The 16,434-nt window shown below is 58.2% G+C and carries 18 protein-coding genes and 1 tRNA gene; 7 read left to right on the forward strand and 12 right to left on the reverse strand.

Features of this window, described 5'->3' with window-relative positions; genetic code table 11:
* Positions 1-20: 20 nt before the first annotated feature.
* Genes FKM97_RS02230 through FKM97_RS02250 form a run of 5 tightly spaced genes read right to left on the reverse strand, consistent with a single transcriptional unit; the run spans position 21 to position 5,393 of the window.
* A complete protein-coding gene (locus tag FKM97_RS02230) occupies positions 21-1,673 on the reverse strand; it encodes an AMP-binding protein (protein WP_170240703.1) in 1,653 nt (550 codons plus the stop codon).
* A 17-nt stretch (positions 1,674-1,690) separates the two neighbouring features.
* On the reverse strand, positions 1,691-2,398 hold the full coding sequence (locus FKM97_RS02235) for a DUF4286 family protein (protein WP_143957497.1): 708 nt from the start codon (positions 2,396-2,398) through the stop codon (positions 1,691-1,693).
* Positions 2,399-2,421: 23 nt separating this feature from the next.
* Positions 2,422-3,510, reverse strand: a complete 1,089-nt coding sequence (gene dctP, locus FKM97_RS02240) for a TRAP transporter substrate-binding protein DctP (RefSeq protein ID WP_143957498.1) — start codon at positions 3,508-3,510, stop codon at positions 2,422-2,424.
* A gap of 42 nt (positions 3,511-3,552) precedes the next feature.
* A complete protein-coding gene (locus tag FKM97_RS02245; RefSeq protein WP_143957499.1) occupies positions 3,553-4,851 on the reverse strand; it encodes a TRAP transporter large permease in 1,299 nt (432 codons plus the stop codon).
* A 17-nt stretch (positions 4,852-4,868) separates the two neighbouring features.
* The gene (locus tag FKM97_RS02250; RefSeq protein ID WP_143957500.1) at positions 4,869-5,393 is read right to left on the reverse strand and encodes a TRAP transporter small permease; all 525 of its coding nucleotides are present in this window, start codon (positions 5,391-5,393) and stop codon (positions 4,869-4,871) included.
* A gap of 316 nt (positions 5,394-5,709) precedes the next feature.
* Between FKM97_RS02250 and FKM97_RS02255 the strand changes: the two genes are divergently transcribed.
* Positions 5,710-6,396, forward strand: a complete 687-nt coding sequence (locus tag FKM97_RS02255) for a TetR/AcrR family transcriptional regulator (protein ID WP_170240704.1) — start codon at positions 5,710-5,712, stop codon at positions 6,394-6,396.
* A gap of 6 nt (positions 6,397-6,402) precedes the next feature.
* Here the strand turns inward: FKM97_RS02255 and FKM97_RS02260 are convergent, their stop codons facing one another.
* Entirely contained in the window at positions 6,403-7,218 is an 816-nt protein-coding gene (locus FKM97_RS02260; protein ID WP_143957502.1) for an SDR family NAD(P)-dependent oxidoreductase, read from the reverse strand.
* A gap of 214 nt (positions 7,219-7,432) precedes the next feature.
* On the opposite strand from FKM97_RS02260, the gene FKM97_RS02265 reads away from it, so the two are divergent.
* The 4 genes from FKM97_RS02265 to FKM97_RS02280 are packed head-to-tail and all read left to right on the forward strand — an operon-like array spanning position 7,433 to position 11,736.
* A complete protein-coding gene (locus FKM97_RS02265; RefSeq protein WP_143957503.1) occupies positions 7,433-9,130 on the forward strand; it encodes an AMP-binding protein in 1,698 nt (565 codons plus the stop codon).
* Positions 9,127-10,266: a thiolase family protein gene (locus FKM97_RS02270; protein WP_143957504.1), complete on the forward strand. Its 1,140-nt coding sequence runs from the start codon at positions 9,127-9,129 to the stop codon at positions 10,264-10,266. The genes FKM97_RS02265 and FKM97_RS02270 overlap by 4 nt, the downstream gene beginning before the upstream one ends.
* A 4-nt stretch (positions 10,267-10,270) precedes the next feature.
* On the forward strand, positions 10,271-10,684 hold the full coding sequence (locus tag FKM97_RS02275) for a Zn-ribbon domain-containing OB-fold protein (RefSeq protein ID WP_143957505.1): 414 nt from the start codon (positions 10,271-10,273) through the stop codon (positions 10,682-10,684).
* A gap of 5 nt (positions 10,685-10,689) precedes the next feature.
* Entirely contained in the window at positions 10,690-11,736 is a 1,047-nt protein-coding gene (locus FKM97_RS02280) for an SDR family oxidoreductase (RefSeq protein ID WP_143957506.1), read from the forward strand.
* A 33-nt stretch (positions 11,737-11,769) separates the two neighbouring features.
* Here the strand turns inward: FKM97_RS02280 and FKM97_RS02285 are convergent, their stop codons facing one another.
* Together FKM97_RS02285 and FKM97_RS02290 are read right to left on the reverse strand one after the other, a co-directional pair.
* Positions 11,770-12,243: a MarR family winged helix-turn-helix transcriptional regulator gene (locus tag FKM97_RS02285; RefSeq protein ID WP_143957507.1), complete on the reverse strand. Its 474-nt coding sequence runs from the start codon at positions 12,241-12,243 to the stop codon at positions 11,770-11,772.
* Positions 12,244-12,261: 18 nt separating this feature from the next.
* Positions 12,262-13,359, reverse strand: coding sequence for an LLM class flavin-dependent oxidoreductase (locus FKM97_RS02290; RefSeq protein WP_143957508.1), 1,098 nt, complete (start codon positions 13,357-13,359; stop codon positions 12,262-12,264).
* Between the two features lie 188 nt (positions 13,360-13,547).
* On the opposite strand from FKM97_RS02290, the gene FKM97_RS02295 reads away from it, so the two are divergent.
* Together FKM97_RS02295 and FKM97_RS02300 are read left to right on the forward strand one after the other, a co-directional pair.
* Positions 13,548-14,324, forward strand: coding sequence for an SDR family NAD(P)-dependent oxidoreductase (locus FKM97_RS02295; RefSeq protein ID WP_143957509.1), 777 nt, complete (start codon positions 13,548-13,550; stop codon positions 14,322-14,324).
* A gap of 69 nt (positions 14,325-14,393) precedes the next feature.
* Positions 14,394-15,116 (forward strand): SDR family NAD(P)-dependent oxidoreductase, encoded by a 723-nt coding sequence (locus tag FKM97_RS02300; RefSeq protein WP_143957510.1) that lies wholly within the window; start codon positions 14,394-14,396, stop codon positions 15,114-15,116.
* Between the two features lie 178 nt (positions 15,117-15,294).
* Here FKM97_RS02300 and FKM97_RS02305 read toward each other — a convergent pair.
* The 4 genes from FKM97_RS02305 to FKM97_RS02320 all read right to left on the reverse strand — a co-directional run bounded on the left by FKM97_RS02305 (position 15,295) and on the right by FKM97_RS02320 (position 16,343).
* A tRNA-Arg gene (locus FKM97_RS02305) sits at positions 15,295-15,371 on the reverse strand.
* Between the two features lie 64 nt (positions 15,372-15,435).
* Positions 15,436-15,795 carry a DUF1491 family protein gene (locus FKM97_RS02310; RefSeq protein ID WP_143957511.1) on the reverse strand — a complete coding sequence of 120 codons (360 nt, stop codon included), beginning with the start codon at positions 15,793-15,795 and terminating at the stop codon, positions 15,436-15,438.
* Positions 15,792-16,112 (reverse strand): MliC family protein, encoded by a 321-nt coding sequence (locus tag FKM97_RS27145; RefSeq protein WP_143957512.1) that lies wholly within the window; start codon positions 16,110-16,112, stop codon positions 15,792-15,794. The genes FKM97_RS02310 and FKM97_RS27145 overlap by 4 nt, the downstream gene beginning before the upstream one ends.
* Positions 16,113-16,343 carry a hypothetical protein gene (locus tag FKM97_RS02320; protein WP_143957513.1) on the reverse strand — a complete coding sequence of 77 codons (231 nt, stop codon included), beginning with the start codon at positions 16,341-16,343 and terminating at the stop codon, positions 16,113-16,115.
* Positions 16,344-16,434: the final 91 nt, after the last annotated feature.

Here is a 16,434-nt window from a genome sequence, read left to right on the forward strand (position 1 = left end):
AAAAGGGTCCCAGCAAGAGCTCATCGCTTAGCTGCTGGAATGTCGGAAACAGTGGATTTGGTGCGCCCTTCTTTGGTCTTTAGACCTCGCAGATCGAAGCAATCCTTCAGACTCTCAGGACCGCTTCCAGGTGCAAGAATCTTCGATTTCTGCAGTTTTTGGGTGCTCGTCATGGGCAGCGAAGAGAAGAAGGCAACCCAGCCCGGCGCTTTGAAATAGGCGATGCGCTGGAGGCAGAAGTTCACGAGGCTCTCTGCAGTGGAAACATCTGCAGCGGCTTCCTCCCTAAGCACGACACAGGCGAGAACCTCTTCCTCACGCAGAGGATCAGGAGCCGGGATGATACCAACCTGCATGACGTCAGGATGGGAAAGCAACACCTGCTCCACCTCAGCCGCTGCAATATTCTGACCCGATCGACGGATCATATGCTTTTTTCGATCGACGAAGATGAAGCCGCCGTCCTCACTGCGTGTCGCGATATCCCCGGTGTGAAACCAGCCGTTCCGCCAGCACTGCTCCGTCTCCGCATCGTCCTTGTAGTATCCCGCGAAAAATCCGGATCTCGGATTGCCGCCTTTGCGTCGGACCGCGAGCTCGCCGGGAACCCCACAGGGCAAGGCGTTATCGTCATCGTCGAGAATGGCAAGCTCCACTCCAGGCAGCGGCTTCCCGATCGAGCGGGCTCCCATCCTTCGGGGTTCATGGTTTTCGGCAGAACAGATTGCGACCTCGGACATGCCCCAGACTTCTATCAAAGGGAATCCGAACCGCTTCTCGAAAGCCTTGTGCTGGGTGGGATCGACGCCGGCACCGACACCGAATCTGACCCTGTGGGCCCTTTCCTGGGGCTCGCTCGGAAGCGACAGAAGGACGGGTGGGATCAACCCGAGATAATGGATGATCGTGGCCCCGGTCGAGACGATATCTGCCCAGAAGCTCCGGGGATGGAACCGATCAGGGAAGATCATGCAGCCCCCGGACAGGATCATGGCCATGTTCGAAATGGCGAGGCTATTGGCATAGAAGAGCGGCAGAGGATTGTAGAGGCGCTCTTGGCCTCGGGTAATTCTCATCAACCCGCCAGCCGCGAGGTAACGTTCACCCGCGAAGAACAGGTAATCGTTGCAGATGCGGCAGCCCTTCGGCTTCCCCGTGGTACCTGACGTATAGAGGATCGCGGACTCTGTCTCCTGTCCCGGACCTCCTGCGTTTGCCGGACGAGGAGCAATGGGCAGAGCGGCGAGCTCTGCATCCGCGGCAAAAATCGGGACGCCTGCATGCTCGCGGGTGATTGCCCTCAAGGCATCACAGCGCTCCGGCAGTGCCACGACCAAGTCGGCCTCGGAATGGGTCAGCAGGAAGCTAAGATCGTCCTTCACGAAGTCTGGGTTGATCGGCACGATCGCCGCTCCAAGCGCATTCAGCGCAAGCCAGTGATAGATGATGAGCGGCCGGTTCTCGAGCGATAGAGCAACGCGATGTCCGAGGCCGTAACCCTGCCTCGCATAGGCATCACGAAGGATATCGACCTTTCTGCGCACCGCGGCGTAACTCTCTTCCATGCCATCGGGAAGATAGGGCCGGCCGGGACGGGATGGTACGGCAAGACAAGGCGCGTCGGGTGTCGCTTGAGCGACCGCGACGAAGGCATCGTAGACGGTCTCAGGCACTGATCCCCTTCCGGCAGTCACGAGCCTGCCTGGTTGTTCCGGAAAGACCTCTGATTGGCGTAGAGCAAGGAGTAGGACCCAGTCAGCAAGCGGTGATCCTTAGAGAGGATTGCCCTCAACTGTGCCACCAAATGATCGATGGCGGCAGTCGTACTCTTGGTGTCCTCACCCTCTACGATCACCAGGCATTCGGGCTCCGTCGCTGCCGGTAAGGTCAGGCCAAGCTGGGTTATTGGAGCATTGACGGCATCAAGGTCGCATTCCGCGAGGAGCGCACCATGCATGCCGCATCGATCGATGACTTCGGGAAAACCTGTCTCCGATAGAAGCTCCCTGACTCGCACGATGTCAGGAGGCACAGGCAATCGGATGATTCCGACTGCCCCCCCTAGACCCCTGGCAAAATCCACCGTGACCGTTGCGCAGAGGCGGCGGTGATAGGTGAAGCGCCCGATGATCTTTCGGCTCCAGGCCGATTGATTCGCCAGCAGCTCGAAGTAAGCCGGCGACGTCAGAACGTCGATGTCCTCGACTTCGTAGAGAGCCATGAAGCGCGGCTTCATGGCCTCTCCCGCGTACCGGCGCGCACGCCGGAAGCCGGCGACGTTCAGGAGGTCGTCGATATGTTCGCGATTATACCACTGATTGAAATCGCGGACGTCCTCCTGGCTTACATCGGTCAAAGTCACAAGCAATGCCTGACCCAATAAACCGCCGGCCTTCATGCTGTCGCTCCGCCCCTTTGCCCTCAGTTGCCGGGCGCCGGAAAGCTGGACACGTAGACGGTCTGAGGATCGTGCTTTGCCACCGACTTCTTGAGCTCTTCGAAGAAAGCGGCCACATCCGCGTTGGTCTTTGTCGATCGAGCCTTGATCCACTCGCCTTCCATGGCGCTTTGGTTGACCCGCTCCTTCCAGGCGGCAACTTCTTCCGGGGTGAATTTGTAGAAGCCGACACCCTCTTTCTTGGCGGCCTCTACCGTCGCCTTGTCGCCTGCCATCACGAAGGCAATCGACTTCGCCGGAAATTCGCGGCGCATCTCTCCGATGACCTTTTTGACGTCATCAGACAGCGCATTATAGACATTGGCGGACATCATCAGGCCGCAGGAATAATATGTTCCGATGCCCGGATCGACGATCGTCTTGGTGTGTGACAGCCAGTTTTCAGGATAAGGCATCCATAGGGGAACTCCGACATATCCGTCGATAACCCCGGTTTGCATGCTCGTCGCAATCTCCGCAGTGCTCATGGGCACAGGGGTCATGCCACCACCCTTGGCGACGATGTTGCCGAGTTCGCCATAGGCACGGACTTTCAGGCCCTTCAGATCGTCGGCGGATTTGATCTCCCGGGACACACCGATGATGGTGGGCGATGGTGCGTCCATCGCGATCGGCACGAGACCCTGCCGCTCGAACTCCGCCTTGAAATCAGCGTTGGTCTCATAGAGCTCGGTTAAGGCCGACGATATGGAATCGCCATGCTGGCTGAGATAAGGCATCTCGCCCATGCCGGTCAGGGGAAACAGGCTTGGCGAGTAGCCGACACAGACATAGCCGACATCAGCAAGTCCCTGCGCAATTCCCTTGGCCTGGTCCGTCGCCTTGATCAGCGCCTGAGAATAGAATTTGTCCTTGATCGTCACCTCGCCATTGGTTCGTTTCGTCAACTCATCGAGGTAGGCATTATACTGTGTTGATGAAATGGAGCCGGGGCCGGTATGCGTAGAGAATACCAGGGCCACCTCTGCGGTGGCGGGGCCGGCCATTGTGACGAAACCAGCGCCAACTGCCGCCAGGGTTAGCGCTTTGAGACGAGTTCTTAAAGAAAGCATTGTTTCCTCCTCTGTTGTTTTATTTCGACTAAGCGCCAGCCATCATCCCATGAGGCTGGGTAAGTACAGTGATATACTCGGGAACAAGATGAGAAGTGCCAAAGTCACGAGCTCAAGACATACAAACAATCCAGCTCCCTTGAAGGCACTCTCAAGGGTGATCTCGGGAGCGACACCTTTTACGACGAAAATATTGACACCCAGGGGTGGCGTAATGTTGGCCAGCTCCGACATTTTAACGATGAGGATCCCAAACCAAATGGGATCGAAGCCGAGGTGCTGTATTATGGGGAAGACGATGGGCAGGGTAATCAGGCACATCGAGATCGGCTCGAGGAACATGCCCAAGGGCACATAGGCGAGAAGGATCAGAAGCAGCAATATGTACCGGTTCCAGTCCGATGCAGCGAGAAGCCGTGCGACGTCTGTGGCAAATCCGGAAAGCGCCACATATTGTCCGAGCAATCCTGCCCCAATCAAGATCAGGAAAATCATGGCGGACGTTGCTGCAGCATCGACCCCGCCTTCGATCAGCGGGCCCAACTTGAAGCCTCTCCTGAACAAAAGGATCAGGAAAGCCGCCACCGAGCCGACCGCCGCCGCTTCATTGGCCGTGAACAGCCCGGCATAGATGCCGCCGATGATGACGAAGAAGAGAACGGCTACAGACCACCCCTCCTTGAGGACCGAGAACCGCTCGCTCCAGGAGTAGCGGTCGGTGGCGACCGGCATAAGTTCGGGCCTGAACCACGCGATGAGGTAAAGCCCACCGGAGAAAACCACCCCCGTCAGCAGCCCCGGCAAAATTCCTGCAAGAAAGAGCCGGCTGATGTCCGTCTGGGTAATCACTCCATACACCACCAGCATGATGCTTGGGGGGATCATGATCCCCAGCAACCCTGCCGCAGCGATTGTTCCGGCACTGATGGCATTGTTGTAGCGAAACCGCTTCATCTCGCCGAAGGCGATCTTTCCGACGGCGGCGGACGTTGCCACACTGGAGCCTGACGTCGCGGCGAAAGCCGCACAGGCCGCGACGGTAGCGATCCCCAGGCCACCGCGAATGTGACCCACCCATCGATAGGCGATTTTGTAGGCGTTTGCGCTGACCCCTGCCTGGCTCGCGAGATAGCCCATGAGGATGAACAGCGGAATGACGGAGAGCGCAACATCCGCCGTCTTGGAGAAGGGCATCGTGGCGAGGGCGTTCATCGCGACGTTGAAGCCGCGGAGCATCACAAGACCGACGAAGGCCGATCCGATGAGCACGAAGGCGATCGGCATACCGGTGACCAAGCCTAGGATGAATATCCCGGCGACCACGATGTTGGAATCGATCATTGCGCAGCCATCCGAGCTCAATGATCCTGTTGATTTGGTTTGGGACCTGTTTCTCCCTGGGCCGGACGACTACGCTCGATGAGCTCCAGGACCTGATAGATCGTGAACAGCAGTATCCCAAATGCGACGGCAGTTTTCGCCGGCCACAATGGGAAGCTCATCGTTCCGTACTGATACTCGCCGCCTTCGTAGGCCGACCAGGCTTGCAGGCTGGTGCCATACAGGATGAGAACCGATAAACTAATGCAGGCGAGGAGCGAGACCAGATCGGCGACCCGTCGACCGCGTGGCGGAAGCATCGAAACCACGGCTTCCATGCGAATGTGGCCACCTTGGCTCTGTGTCACGGTCATGGACAGGAACACCATAAAAACCAGCAGCAACTGGGCAATCTCGTCCGCCCCGATGATTGATATTCCGAGCTGTCTGGCAATGACAGCGACGAAGATCACTGCTGCAAGGATGAGGAGAGCCAGCGCCCCCACAATCCCCGCGGGCCGAACCACGAAGCGGTTGAAGCGCGATAGTGAACCCAACCTCATCACTCGAAATTCCGCCAGCTCGACTCAAGCACCGAAAGCTGTGGGAGTGCACCAGGTGAACGTCCCAAAGCCTCGCCTTCCGTGGCAGAACCATCCGATGCCGGACGAACGCTGAGTTCGTCGCATGCGTGGCTGTTCAATCTCACCCTCCCTTGGAACCCGCGAGCGCAACTCGTGAAAGTCCGCAAACGCGAGACACTAGTCTATGTTGCTTTTCTCTAGTGTTGGAACGAATATTCGTTCGCTTCTGACGCGCTGTCAATCGGTATCGGTTCCGGACTGCGCGCGGCTGTCAGCGGTTTTGCGGGGGGATCTCATGGTGAAGGTGAACAAGAGGCGCGTCGAAGATCCGAAGCTGATCGAACGGCGCCTGCCTCAGATCCTGGACGCAGCGATCGAGCAATTCGGAAGAAACGGCTATCACGCCACAACGATCCGCGACATTGCCGATAAGGCCGGCATAAGCATTGGCATGATTTACCAATATGTTCAGGACAAGGAAGATCTTCTCTACATGTCCATCATGGGGACGATCGACAATTACATACGGGAGATCGAACTCGCCCTGGAAGGTCTAGAGGACCCTCTTGAAAGATTCGTTGCCATTATCGCCGCCCTGACCCGTGTGATCGATCGCAGGCGAGCAGCTGCAGTTCTGGGCTACCGGGAGTCAAAGTCGTTGACACGAGAGCATATGAATTACGTGATCGAGCGCGAGCGTGAGGTCGGCGACATGATTTCTCAATGTGTGAATGACTGCATAGACCGAAGGATATTCCATCAGAGCGATAGCGAAATGCTCATGTATCAGTGTGTGGTTTTCGCCCACAATTGGGCCCTGAACTCATGGCGGTTCAAGCGCGCCATGTCCGTTGACGAATATATCATCAAAGGACTTTCTCTGATCTTGGATGCTGTGCTGGTGAAACCGGGCTCCGTCGACCTGCGTCGGATCATCATGCGCCAGTCGGAAAGACCGACGCTCTCTGCGGCCAAAGTGTAGCGATGATCAACTCCGATCCGGAGGTGTCTGATCTGCAAACCGAAAAAACGAAAATGCTTGGTCGGTTGGCATCATCTCGATCACATTGAGGTTCACGTGCCGCGGCAAGCCCACGGCGAAGAAGAGAACCTCTGCGACGTCTTCTGGCGTGAGCAGACGCCGCTCGCCATAAAAATCTTGTACGCGCTCAGGATCTTGACCCATCCGGACTGCCGCGAACTCTGTCCGCGTTGTTCCCGGTTCGATGCAGAGTACCCGCACACCGCTCCCCGCGAGATCGGCACGAAGGTTCAACGAAAACTGATGGACGAAGGCTTTACTCGCTCCGTAGACATGACCTGTCGGATACGGATAGCTCCCCGCTATCGAACCGATATTGACGATGTCGCCGGCCCCCCGCGCGATCATCTGCGGCAGGATCGCATGAGTAACTGCCGTCAGCCCCATGATGTTCGTCTGGATGGTCCGCTGCAGATCCCCCCATTGGGCGCTCTGGATCGGCCCATCTCCCAGCGCCACACCCGCGGAGTTAACAAGCAGATCGATGGTCCTAAAGGCTTCGGGAAGCTTGTCGGTAATTGAAGTCGCGCTGCTCACATCGGTGACATCGAGCTCGACAGCATGACAATTGGCACCGAGCTCGTCCACCAAGCTCTGGAGGCGCTCCAGCCGTCGCGCCGCAGCGATGATCCGCGACCCCGCGGCCGCAAATCGGCGGGCTGTTGCAAGACCGATGCCCGAAGATGCACCTGTCACCAAGACAGTAGGTGCCTTCTTCGAGGGGTCAGGGACTGTTGCGATGGATCTTGAATCACCGTTCATCACTGGTTCTGCCAACTTCTGGTTCCACGGCATCAGAGAGAGCCGCGATGTTGATTAAGCCTCCACCCTGTGCGGCGCAAGGCACGTCTCACCTACCCAAACGCCTTCACCCTTGACAGCCGGTAGAGTAGCGAACGATCATTCGTTCTGCTATATACGGGGTCGTACAATCTCTCGCGCCTGGAATAAGGCGTACAATCAGATCAAAAGGACGATGGAGCACCCAATCGCAAGCGGCTGTGGCCGCGATCATCCGCTTCTGCCCGTGTCTACCCCGGGAAAGACGTTTGTTAAGGATGCCCGCCGTCTGGAGTACCTTCAGCGCGGCTGGTGGCCCAACGAGACCATTTACGACGTCCTGTCACGACAGTCCAAAATCGTCGCGGACAAGACACTGATCGTCGACCGTGGTCATCGAACGAGCTACGGACAGGCCGTTGAAATTGCGGACCAACTGGCGGCCGGCCTGCATCGACGAGGCGTCGGGCGGGGAGACGTTGTCTCGATCCAGCTACCGAACTGGCGTTGGTTTCCTCTATTGGAGTATGCGCTGGCTCGGCTCGGTGCCGCGTGCAACCCTCTGCCTCCCATCTACCGCCATCGCGAACTGCGCTTCATGCTTGGCTTGGTCAAGCCGAAGCTCGTCATCACATGTGGTGTGTTTCGTGGCTTCGACCACACCGCGATGATGGCTGACTTGCGCCGCGAATTGCCGCTTGGTCGGGTTATTGTCGTCGAAGGTGAAATGCGCGAAGGGATGGAGTCGATAGAGGACCTCCTGGAGGACCCGTCGCAGCTCCCGACTGCCCCTGTCGATCCAGATAGCCTTTCCGAGGTCGCCTTCACCTCCGGCACCACCGGCGAGGCAAAAGGCGTCATGCACACCCATAACAGCAACCTATGCCCAGTTCTTGCGCTCATTCGGCGACAGGGCTTGGGGGCTGACGACGTGATCCTGATGGCATCGACTTTCGGTCATAACACCGGCTTCGTCTATGGTGGCCAGTTGCCCGTCGTTCTTGGCGGCACGGTGGTGCTAATGGAGAGCTGGAACTCCGGCGAGGCCCTGAAGCTGATCACGGAGGAAAAAGTGTCGTGGTGTATGGGGGCGACTCCATTTCTCCAGGACCTTTGCGACGCAGCAGCCCTGCGCGGCCGGGAGGCAACGAGCAGCCTGCGGGTCTTCCTCTGTTCCGGCGCTCCGATTCCGAGAAGCCTCTTGGCCAAGGCCCGCTCGACGATAGGGTGCGCGGTCGTATCGGGATGGGGGATGACGGAAATCGGCCTGATGACCTTGAGCGATGTCGAAGACAAGGGCGATCAGGCGGCAGATACGGATGGTCATACGCTCGAAGGTGTCGCAATCCGCATTCTGGATCCTGAGGGCAACGATGCATCGATCGGTGAGGAAGGGGATATCGTGGCGAAGGGCCCAACCCTCTTTGCCGGCTACTTCGACCGACAAAAGATGACGGAGGAGTCCTTCCTGCCAGGGGGCTGGTTCACGACCGGGGATCGCGGGCGTGTGGATGAGCAGGGTAATCTGCGCATTACCGGGCGGAGCAAAGACATCATCGTACGCGGCGGAGAGAATATCCCCGTCGTGGAAATCGAAGACCTTCTGCACAAGCATCCGAGAATTCGAAACGTTGTCGTCATAGGCATTCCGGACCCACGACTGCAAGAGCGCGCCTGTGCGGTGGTGATCCCGGCCGACGAAGCCCCGCTGACCCTTGAGGAACTAAAGGCATATCTGGCCGAGATGCAGCTGGCCAAACAGTATTTCCCGGAGTTTCTGGTCATCCGAGAGAGTTTTCCCACCACACCCAGTGGCAAGGTCCAGAAATTCATCCTGCGGCAAGAACTCGTGGCGAGTTTTGCCGCCGCTTCCACGAAGGAGAACATGTCGTGATAGCCATCGTCGGAGCTGGCGAAACCAAACCCATGAGAAAGGCGGATGGCGACATCCGCTCCCTCACTCTTGAAGCCGTGATGGCAGCCTTGGACGATGCGGGACTAGATCCCTCCGATGTCGACGGCATCGTCACCGACGCGGGCATTATGCCGACCACCGTGCCGCATGAGTGGATGGCGGCTCAGCTTGGCATCGATAACCACTTTAGTGCCGCCACGTCCTATGGGGGCACGGGCATTGTTGCGGCACCTTTGTTGGCCGAGATGGCAATCAAGCAAGGTCTGGCAAAGGTCGTTCTGTTCTATTTTGGCGTCGATTGGGGAAGCCGGCCCGGCGGCCCCTATGCCTTTCACCACATCTACCCCGCAAAGATGGCATTCGAGAAACCCTATGGTTTCTCCGGGCAGCCGAGCTACTTCGCTCTCTGGGCGAGACGCTACATGCATGAGTATGGGCTGCGTGAGGAGGATTTGGGCCAGATCGCCATCGCCCAGCGGGAAAACGCTCTTCGCCATGGCGGCGGGCAAGTGTCGCGCCCGATGGACATGGAGGGATATTTCGGAAGCCGGATGATCTCCGATCCGCTGCGAACTGCGGATTGCTGCCTGATAACCGATGGGGCAGGCGCCTACATCATGACCAGCAGCGAACGGGCCCGGGACTGTCGCAAGAAGCCTGTTGAAGTTATGGGCGTAGGCTTTGCGACCAGCCCGATCTCTGGTGACGACGTCTTTACGCAGAAGCCGGATCTCCTGCGTCTGTCTGGTGTAACGGGCGCGCGTGACCAGGCCCTGGGAAAAGCAGGTGTCGGCTTGGAGGATATCGACTTCGCCGAAATCTACGACTGCTTCACCATTTCCTGTCTGATGCAGATCGAGGACCTGGGGTTCTGCAAAAAGGGCGAAGGCGCAAGCTTCATCCGCGAACGGGGTATCGGCATCGACGGCGGCTTGCCTGTCAACACCCATGGCGGCTTCTTGTCCTACAGCTACAGACTGGGAATCGAACATGTGATCGAGGCGGTGCGCCAGCTCAGAGGCGAAGGCGGTCCGGCCCAGGTTGCCGACGCCAAAGTCGGAATCGTCAGTGGCCTGTCGGTCCCTGATTACGGCCTTCTGGTACTGGGAAGTTAGAGCGATGACGAAACTCGAATTTGATGATTTCTTCCAGGCTGCGCGAAGCGGCAGTTTGGCCTTTCCCCACTGCAAGAGCTGCGGGCAGTTTCATTGGTACCCGATGAAACGCTGCCCACATTGCCGCAGTGAAGACCTCGAATGGGTTCCCTCCAAGGGACAGGGAACGCTCTACTCTTGGACAGTGGTCCGCCATCCATTCGATGAGGCGATGGCGGGTGATTTGCCCTATATCGTCGCCCTCATCGAATTTCCGGACGCCCCCGGTATTCGGTTGGTGAGCAACCTCGTCGATGTCGACGTCGACGATATCAAAATGGGCATGGAGCTCTCTCCCGTTTATCCGGATCCTGACCAGGATCCCTCCGTGGTTCGCTTTCGGCCGACGGCGAGCTCAGCTGGCGTTCCAGGGGCTTAAGATCAATGCGCACCGCTTTGATCGTAGGCGGCACCGGTGTCGTAGGCTGGGCGCTGCGTGAACGACTCGAAGAAACTCAAGGATGGCGGGTACTGAGCCTGTCGCGGCGGGCACCGACGGGCATTGCGGCCGACACATTCGTCGGAGTGGACTTGTTTGATCGTGACGCCCTCGCGGACGCTCAGAACAGATTGCGCGACGTCACCCATGTATTCATCACACTGAGAGTGCCCGCCAACACTCCTGAGGAAGAGGTCCGAAACAACGTCTTGCCTCTGGAGAATCTGATGTCGGCGCTGGCCGTCGCCGAGGCTCCCCTCGAGCGGGTCTGCCTTATCCATGGCACGAAATGGTATGGCTGCCATCAGGGACCCTATGCGACGCCCGCCAAGGAGCATCATTCTCGGCAATCCTTCGAGCATTATTATTATGCTCAGCACGATCTCATTACCCGGCTACAGCAGGGCCAGGCCTGGAGTTGGGTATCGTTGCGACCTCACACGGTGTGGGGCCGGTCCCAAGGCACAGGCAACAGTATCGTCGCCGCACTCGGCGTGTATGCTTCTCTTTTGAGGGCCCACGGCCGGCCCCTCGATTTCCCCGGCCCTGTGGATACATGGTCAAAGCTCTCGCAGGGCGTGACTGCTGAATTGCTCGCACGAGCCATGGAATGGGCGGCCCTCTCCCCGCAATGCGCCAATCAGGACTTCAACATCACCAATGGAGACAGCTTTCGCTGGCAATATCTCTGGCCTGAGATCGCGAAATTTTTTGACATGCCGGCTGGTGAGGTCGTCCCGCAGGCTCTATCTCAGACAATGGCGGATGAGGGCAAGACATGGTCTGCAATTGCGAAAAAGAACACCCTTCGCGAAGCTGACCTGAAGCGGCTTGTAAGTTGGCCCTATCTCGATAGCCTGCTCCAGCCCACATGGGATGACTTGTCATCGGTGATCAAAGCACGACAATTCGACTTCGAGCCTTCCGCCGATAGCGAGACGGCATTCCTCGCCTGCCTCGAAAATCTGCGCCGAGATCATGTCATCCCGTGACCCGACCCAAACGACGCATTTTCGGCAGTCCAATCAGTAGGACCTCACCCAAGCCGGAAGATTGTCGATCAGCTTAGCCAGGACGGCATCCAAAAAGGCCAACTCAGGCGCCGATAATGTTGCCACCAACTTTGCTTCTTGCTCCGCGAATTGTGGCCACTGAGACTCGTATTCTCTGCGCCCTTCGGGAGTGAGGAAGATCAACCGCTGACGCTTATCCGTCTCGTCCGGAAACCGCTTGATAAGTTTTTTTCTCAGCAATGAATTGACGCCCCGGCTTATGGTTGTCTTGGGCCGACCGACGATATCGCAGATGTCCTGTGCTCGGCTGCCATCGGCTCGGCCCAGGAAGAAAAGAATGCTCGACTCCACCTCGTTGATGCCTCGAGCGGCCTCAAGATGACGGTAAACAGGCCCGGCATACCAGTTGCGCAACACGGCAAATCGATAGGCAATTTTGACTGGCTCAGCGTTTAGCATTGAGAAGTTCTTGGGATGCTGCGCCAAAGTGCCTTGTCTCCAAAATTAGTTTGCCAGTCGCGAGCCGCCAGGCCGGCCGAGTGCTGTGACCGTCCCGCCGCCGAGTCCGAGATTTTTCTTCACCTCCGGCAGGACGTCCTCGCCCAAGACCTGAATGGAGCGCTTCACTGCGGCGGGATCCAGACCGCCCACATTCATCATGAACGCGTAGTGGGTGGCGCGTGTCGCCTGGATTTCTGCCGTCATCTTGTCGATACAAGTCGCCACGTCACCGATCACGGCATTGGCGACGATCTGCTCCAGGGAGGGCTCGTTTTCAGCGGGCACCTCCTGGGCGAAGCTGTTGTCGAATTCCGCATAGTTGAAGCGCGTGGCCGTTGCGATCCTCGTAGAGTATCGGAGGGCTTCCGCCGCCTTCCGGCCATCCTCCTTCGAGTTCGTGACGTGGACGAACCGCATCAGAGCGAAGGGCGTGGAGGCAGGATCGACGCCTTCCTCGGAGGCCAGATTGTCATAGAAGCGTCTGTGCTTGAGCACGAGCTCGAACGGGTTCCAGGCGGGAGAGACCATCGGCACATAGCCCCGTTGCACCACAAGTCGTGGCAGCCTTGGATGGTTGAGCGCCGCAGCCAAATATACGGTTGGCATCGCCTTGGGCGGCGACACCATTCCGGTGGGGGCGATATCATAGAACTTGCCCTGGAAATCGACTTCGCCACGCTCGATGGCCTGGTGAACGATCTCCATGAATTCAACAGTGCGGTCGCCGGCATCCGCCAGCGTCACGCCGAACCGTTCGAACTCGAAGTGCTGGTACCCGACCCCAAAACCGAAATCGATCCGATCGTTTGTGAAAAGATTGGCAAGCCCGAATTCCTGCACCAGCCTCATGGGGTGGTAAAAAGGCAGGACGAGAACCCCAGGTGCCAACCTGATGCGCTTGGTCTTTCCAGCGAGCCAGAGCAGCGTCATCAGGGGTGAAGCGGATAGGCCGTAGTTGGAGAAATGGTGCTCCGCGACCCAGGCGACATCCATTCCCACCTCTTCCGACAATGTTACCTCGTCCACGAGCTGCTTGAGCGTCAGTTCGGGAGGGAGACCGGGGTCGCGTCGTTGGACGAGATTGAACAGGCCAAATTTCATTGCAGACCTATGAGACAATGTTCAAGCCGAACTTTATGGTTTCAGGTGGAACTTGTAAATCTCATTTCTCCTTGAGCGATGCGAACCAGCCCTTCCGCCTTTACAATAGGATTGACCGCATTGAACCACTTTCTCTCTCTCGGCCAAGAGAAGCGATATTGACAATATAGTGCGGAGTGGCACTACATTTGGCCATTGAAACCGGTGTTTCGGAGGGTGCGGTGAAGTTTCGCGACAAAGTTGTTCTCGTCACAGGTGGAACGGGAAGTTTGGGAGCCGAAATGTGCCGCCTCTTTGCATCGGAAGGGGCACGAGTATACGCCGCCGACCGAACCGACGCTCTTGCGGACCCGTCTCTGGACTTCTCATCAGACCGGATACAGCGCAAGGCGCTCGATGTGACGCGCAAGTCCGACTGGGACAGTCTCGTATCGGAGGTCCGTCAGGATGCCGGTCGTCTCGACGTCCTGGTGAACAACGCCGGCGTGACCGGAGGATGGGGAGGTGGCGATGAGGAGATCTCGGAGGAGAGTTGGAACCTGATCTTGGATGTCAATGCCAAGGGGGTCTTCTTCGGGATGCAGGCATGCTCGAAACTAATGGGCGAAGGCGGCGGAGGTGCGATCGTCAACATGTCCTCTATTTCCGGCATCGTTGGTTTTCCGGCCGGTCAATACCCCTACGTCGCCTCGAAGGGCGCGGTGCGCTCCATGACGAAGTCGGCCGCCTTGAAGCTGGCGTCCTTGAACATACGCGTGAACAGCGTCCACCCGGGTGTGTTGCCGCCCATGCGCAGCTCCGTCAGAACTCCCGAGCAGAAGGCAGCATTTCTCTCGATCATTCCCCTCAAACGAGAAGGGGTGCCCGCGGAAGTGGCGAAGCCGGTCCTCTTCCTGTGTTCCGAGGATGCCTCCTATATCACTGGAGCTGAACTCCTCATTGATGGTGGTCTGCTCGCCATGTGATGGGGTGAGAAAACGCGTGAAGAAGACGGAGGCGCCGGTGGTCGCGCCGAATGCGAGGGGAGAAGTTGGATGAAGCTGGCGGTGGTGACGGGTGCGGCGGCCGGGATCGGCAAGGCCTGCGCGGTGGCGTTGGCTCGCTCGGGGATGGCGGTCCTGATCCTCGACAAGGATCCCGCGGCAGTCGAGCAAAGTGTTCGATCTATCCGCTCGGAAAGTTCAAGCGACGAGATCACGGGCCAGGCCGTCGATCTCACCGATGAGTCGGCGACACGGACCATACTGTCGGGTCTGGATGAGGTCTGGTGTCTGGTCAACAACGCGGGCGTCTTCGAGGAAAAGCCGTTCCAGGAGATCAGCGGCCTAGACTTTGACCGAATGCTGAACATTCACCTCAAGGTCCCGGCCAGCCTGTCGCAGCTCCTCGTGCCAAAGATGCGAGACGGCGGGCGCATCGTGAACATTGTCTCTCGATCGATCCTGGGAGCGCGCAATTACTCCCATTACGTCGCTGCCAAGAATGCGCTGGCGGGTCTGACCAAATGCATGGCGATCGAACTTGCCGATCAGCGGATCCTCGTGAACGCCATCGCCCCCGGTCTGATCGAGACCGGAATTTTTGAGCGGATGACCGCGGAGCAGAAGGATCACCATCTTTCCATGCAGCCCGGCCGCCAGATCGGAAAGCCCTCGGATGTCGCTCATCTTGTAAGCTTCCTCGCGAGCCCCGAGACGCAGTTCATCACGGGTCAGACGATCTTCATCGACGGCGGAAGATCCCTTGGCGCTCGCTGATTTGGCCGCGCCTCCGAAGCTTCGGCGTGCGGATAGCTCCCGCGGATAAGCTAGAACAACACCGACCGAGGGTGCTCGTATTTGTCAACATTTCTGGATTTCAGAATGTGGACGGAGTTGATCAAACCAACAGCGCCCAGGCCGAGACCCCACCGCTGTCCATCATCCCTGAAATTATTGGCGCACCCGACACGATTCGAACGTGTGACCTCTGCCTTCGGAGGGCAGCGCTCTATCCAGCTGAGCTACGGGTGCCGCTAGCGCCATCAAGCGCTGGCGCGGAACATAACCCAACGGCGGGCATGGAGCAACTCCGGCCTCAGCCTCTGGTGTCGACAATATCGGCCAGGACGTAACTGCCCTTGGGATCTTCGATCTCGATCACCCAAAGATCGCGATCCCGCGCCTTTTGCCGCTCGATATAGGTGTCGGCGGCCAGCTCGCTGACGGGGACGTCTCCAGTCGCGCAGATCCAGCCGCGTGCGCCGTCGAAATTCGTGGCCTGGCTGAAGACGCGACAATCTTCTCGGTGACGGAAGATTTTAATGAGGATTGCACCCGCATCGGGGTCTCCCCGCTTGGCGACGGTCGCGGAAACCAAAGCCGCGTTGCAGATCCGGAGCTGGGCCATGACCCAGACCTCGGACCGAATGCGTGCTGCAGCTCCGAAATCGCTCATTTCACCAGGGGACAGTCGGCCCACGATTCACCGAGAATTTCGAACGTGGCTGACCCCTGATGCTCCCAAAAGCTGGAGGTTCCGTCGCTATAGCGAGCGCCCGAACCAGAGATCGCAATCGGCAGGCGCAACGATCTTCCTTCGGGGAGATCAATGACCGCAGTTTTCGCGATCCCATCCGATCCGAGGTCGCGGTAATGAACAATGATCGAGATATCGCTGCATTGGAATTTGGCGGGCGGAAGACTGTCTGCCGCTGTCACGCCTGACGCGCCAGTGGCGAACACCGCAAAGAGTGCCGGCGCCCAAGCCCTCATCTAGTTGATCATGGACCTGGGATTGAGGGGCTCCATCCAGGTCACATTCGCCTGGGATACCCGCACTCCATATCCATCGGTGACGGTGGAGGTCCCGAAGGGACTTGCGAAAGCAACCACTGCCAAGCCCACATTGATCAGCACAAGAGCCCCGATCAACAACATCAGGACTCGTTTGTCCTGGCTGATGGCTTTGGCATCCGTTCCAGTAATGTTAGCGTCCGTCCGCATGATCGTGCTCTTTTTCGCTTCCTTAAGCGTGACAATAACACCTCCCTTCGTGAATAGTTCCTGAAGAAGGACCGCCAACTGCCGAGGTCAT

It is taken from the genome of Rhodoligotrophos appendicifer (assembly GCF_007474605.1).
Lineage (GTDB): Bacteria > Pseudomonadota > Alphaproteobacteria > Rhizobiales > Im1 > Rhodoligotrophos > Rhodoligotrophos appendicifer.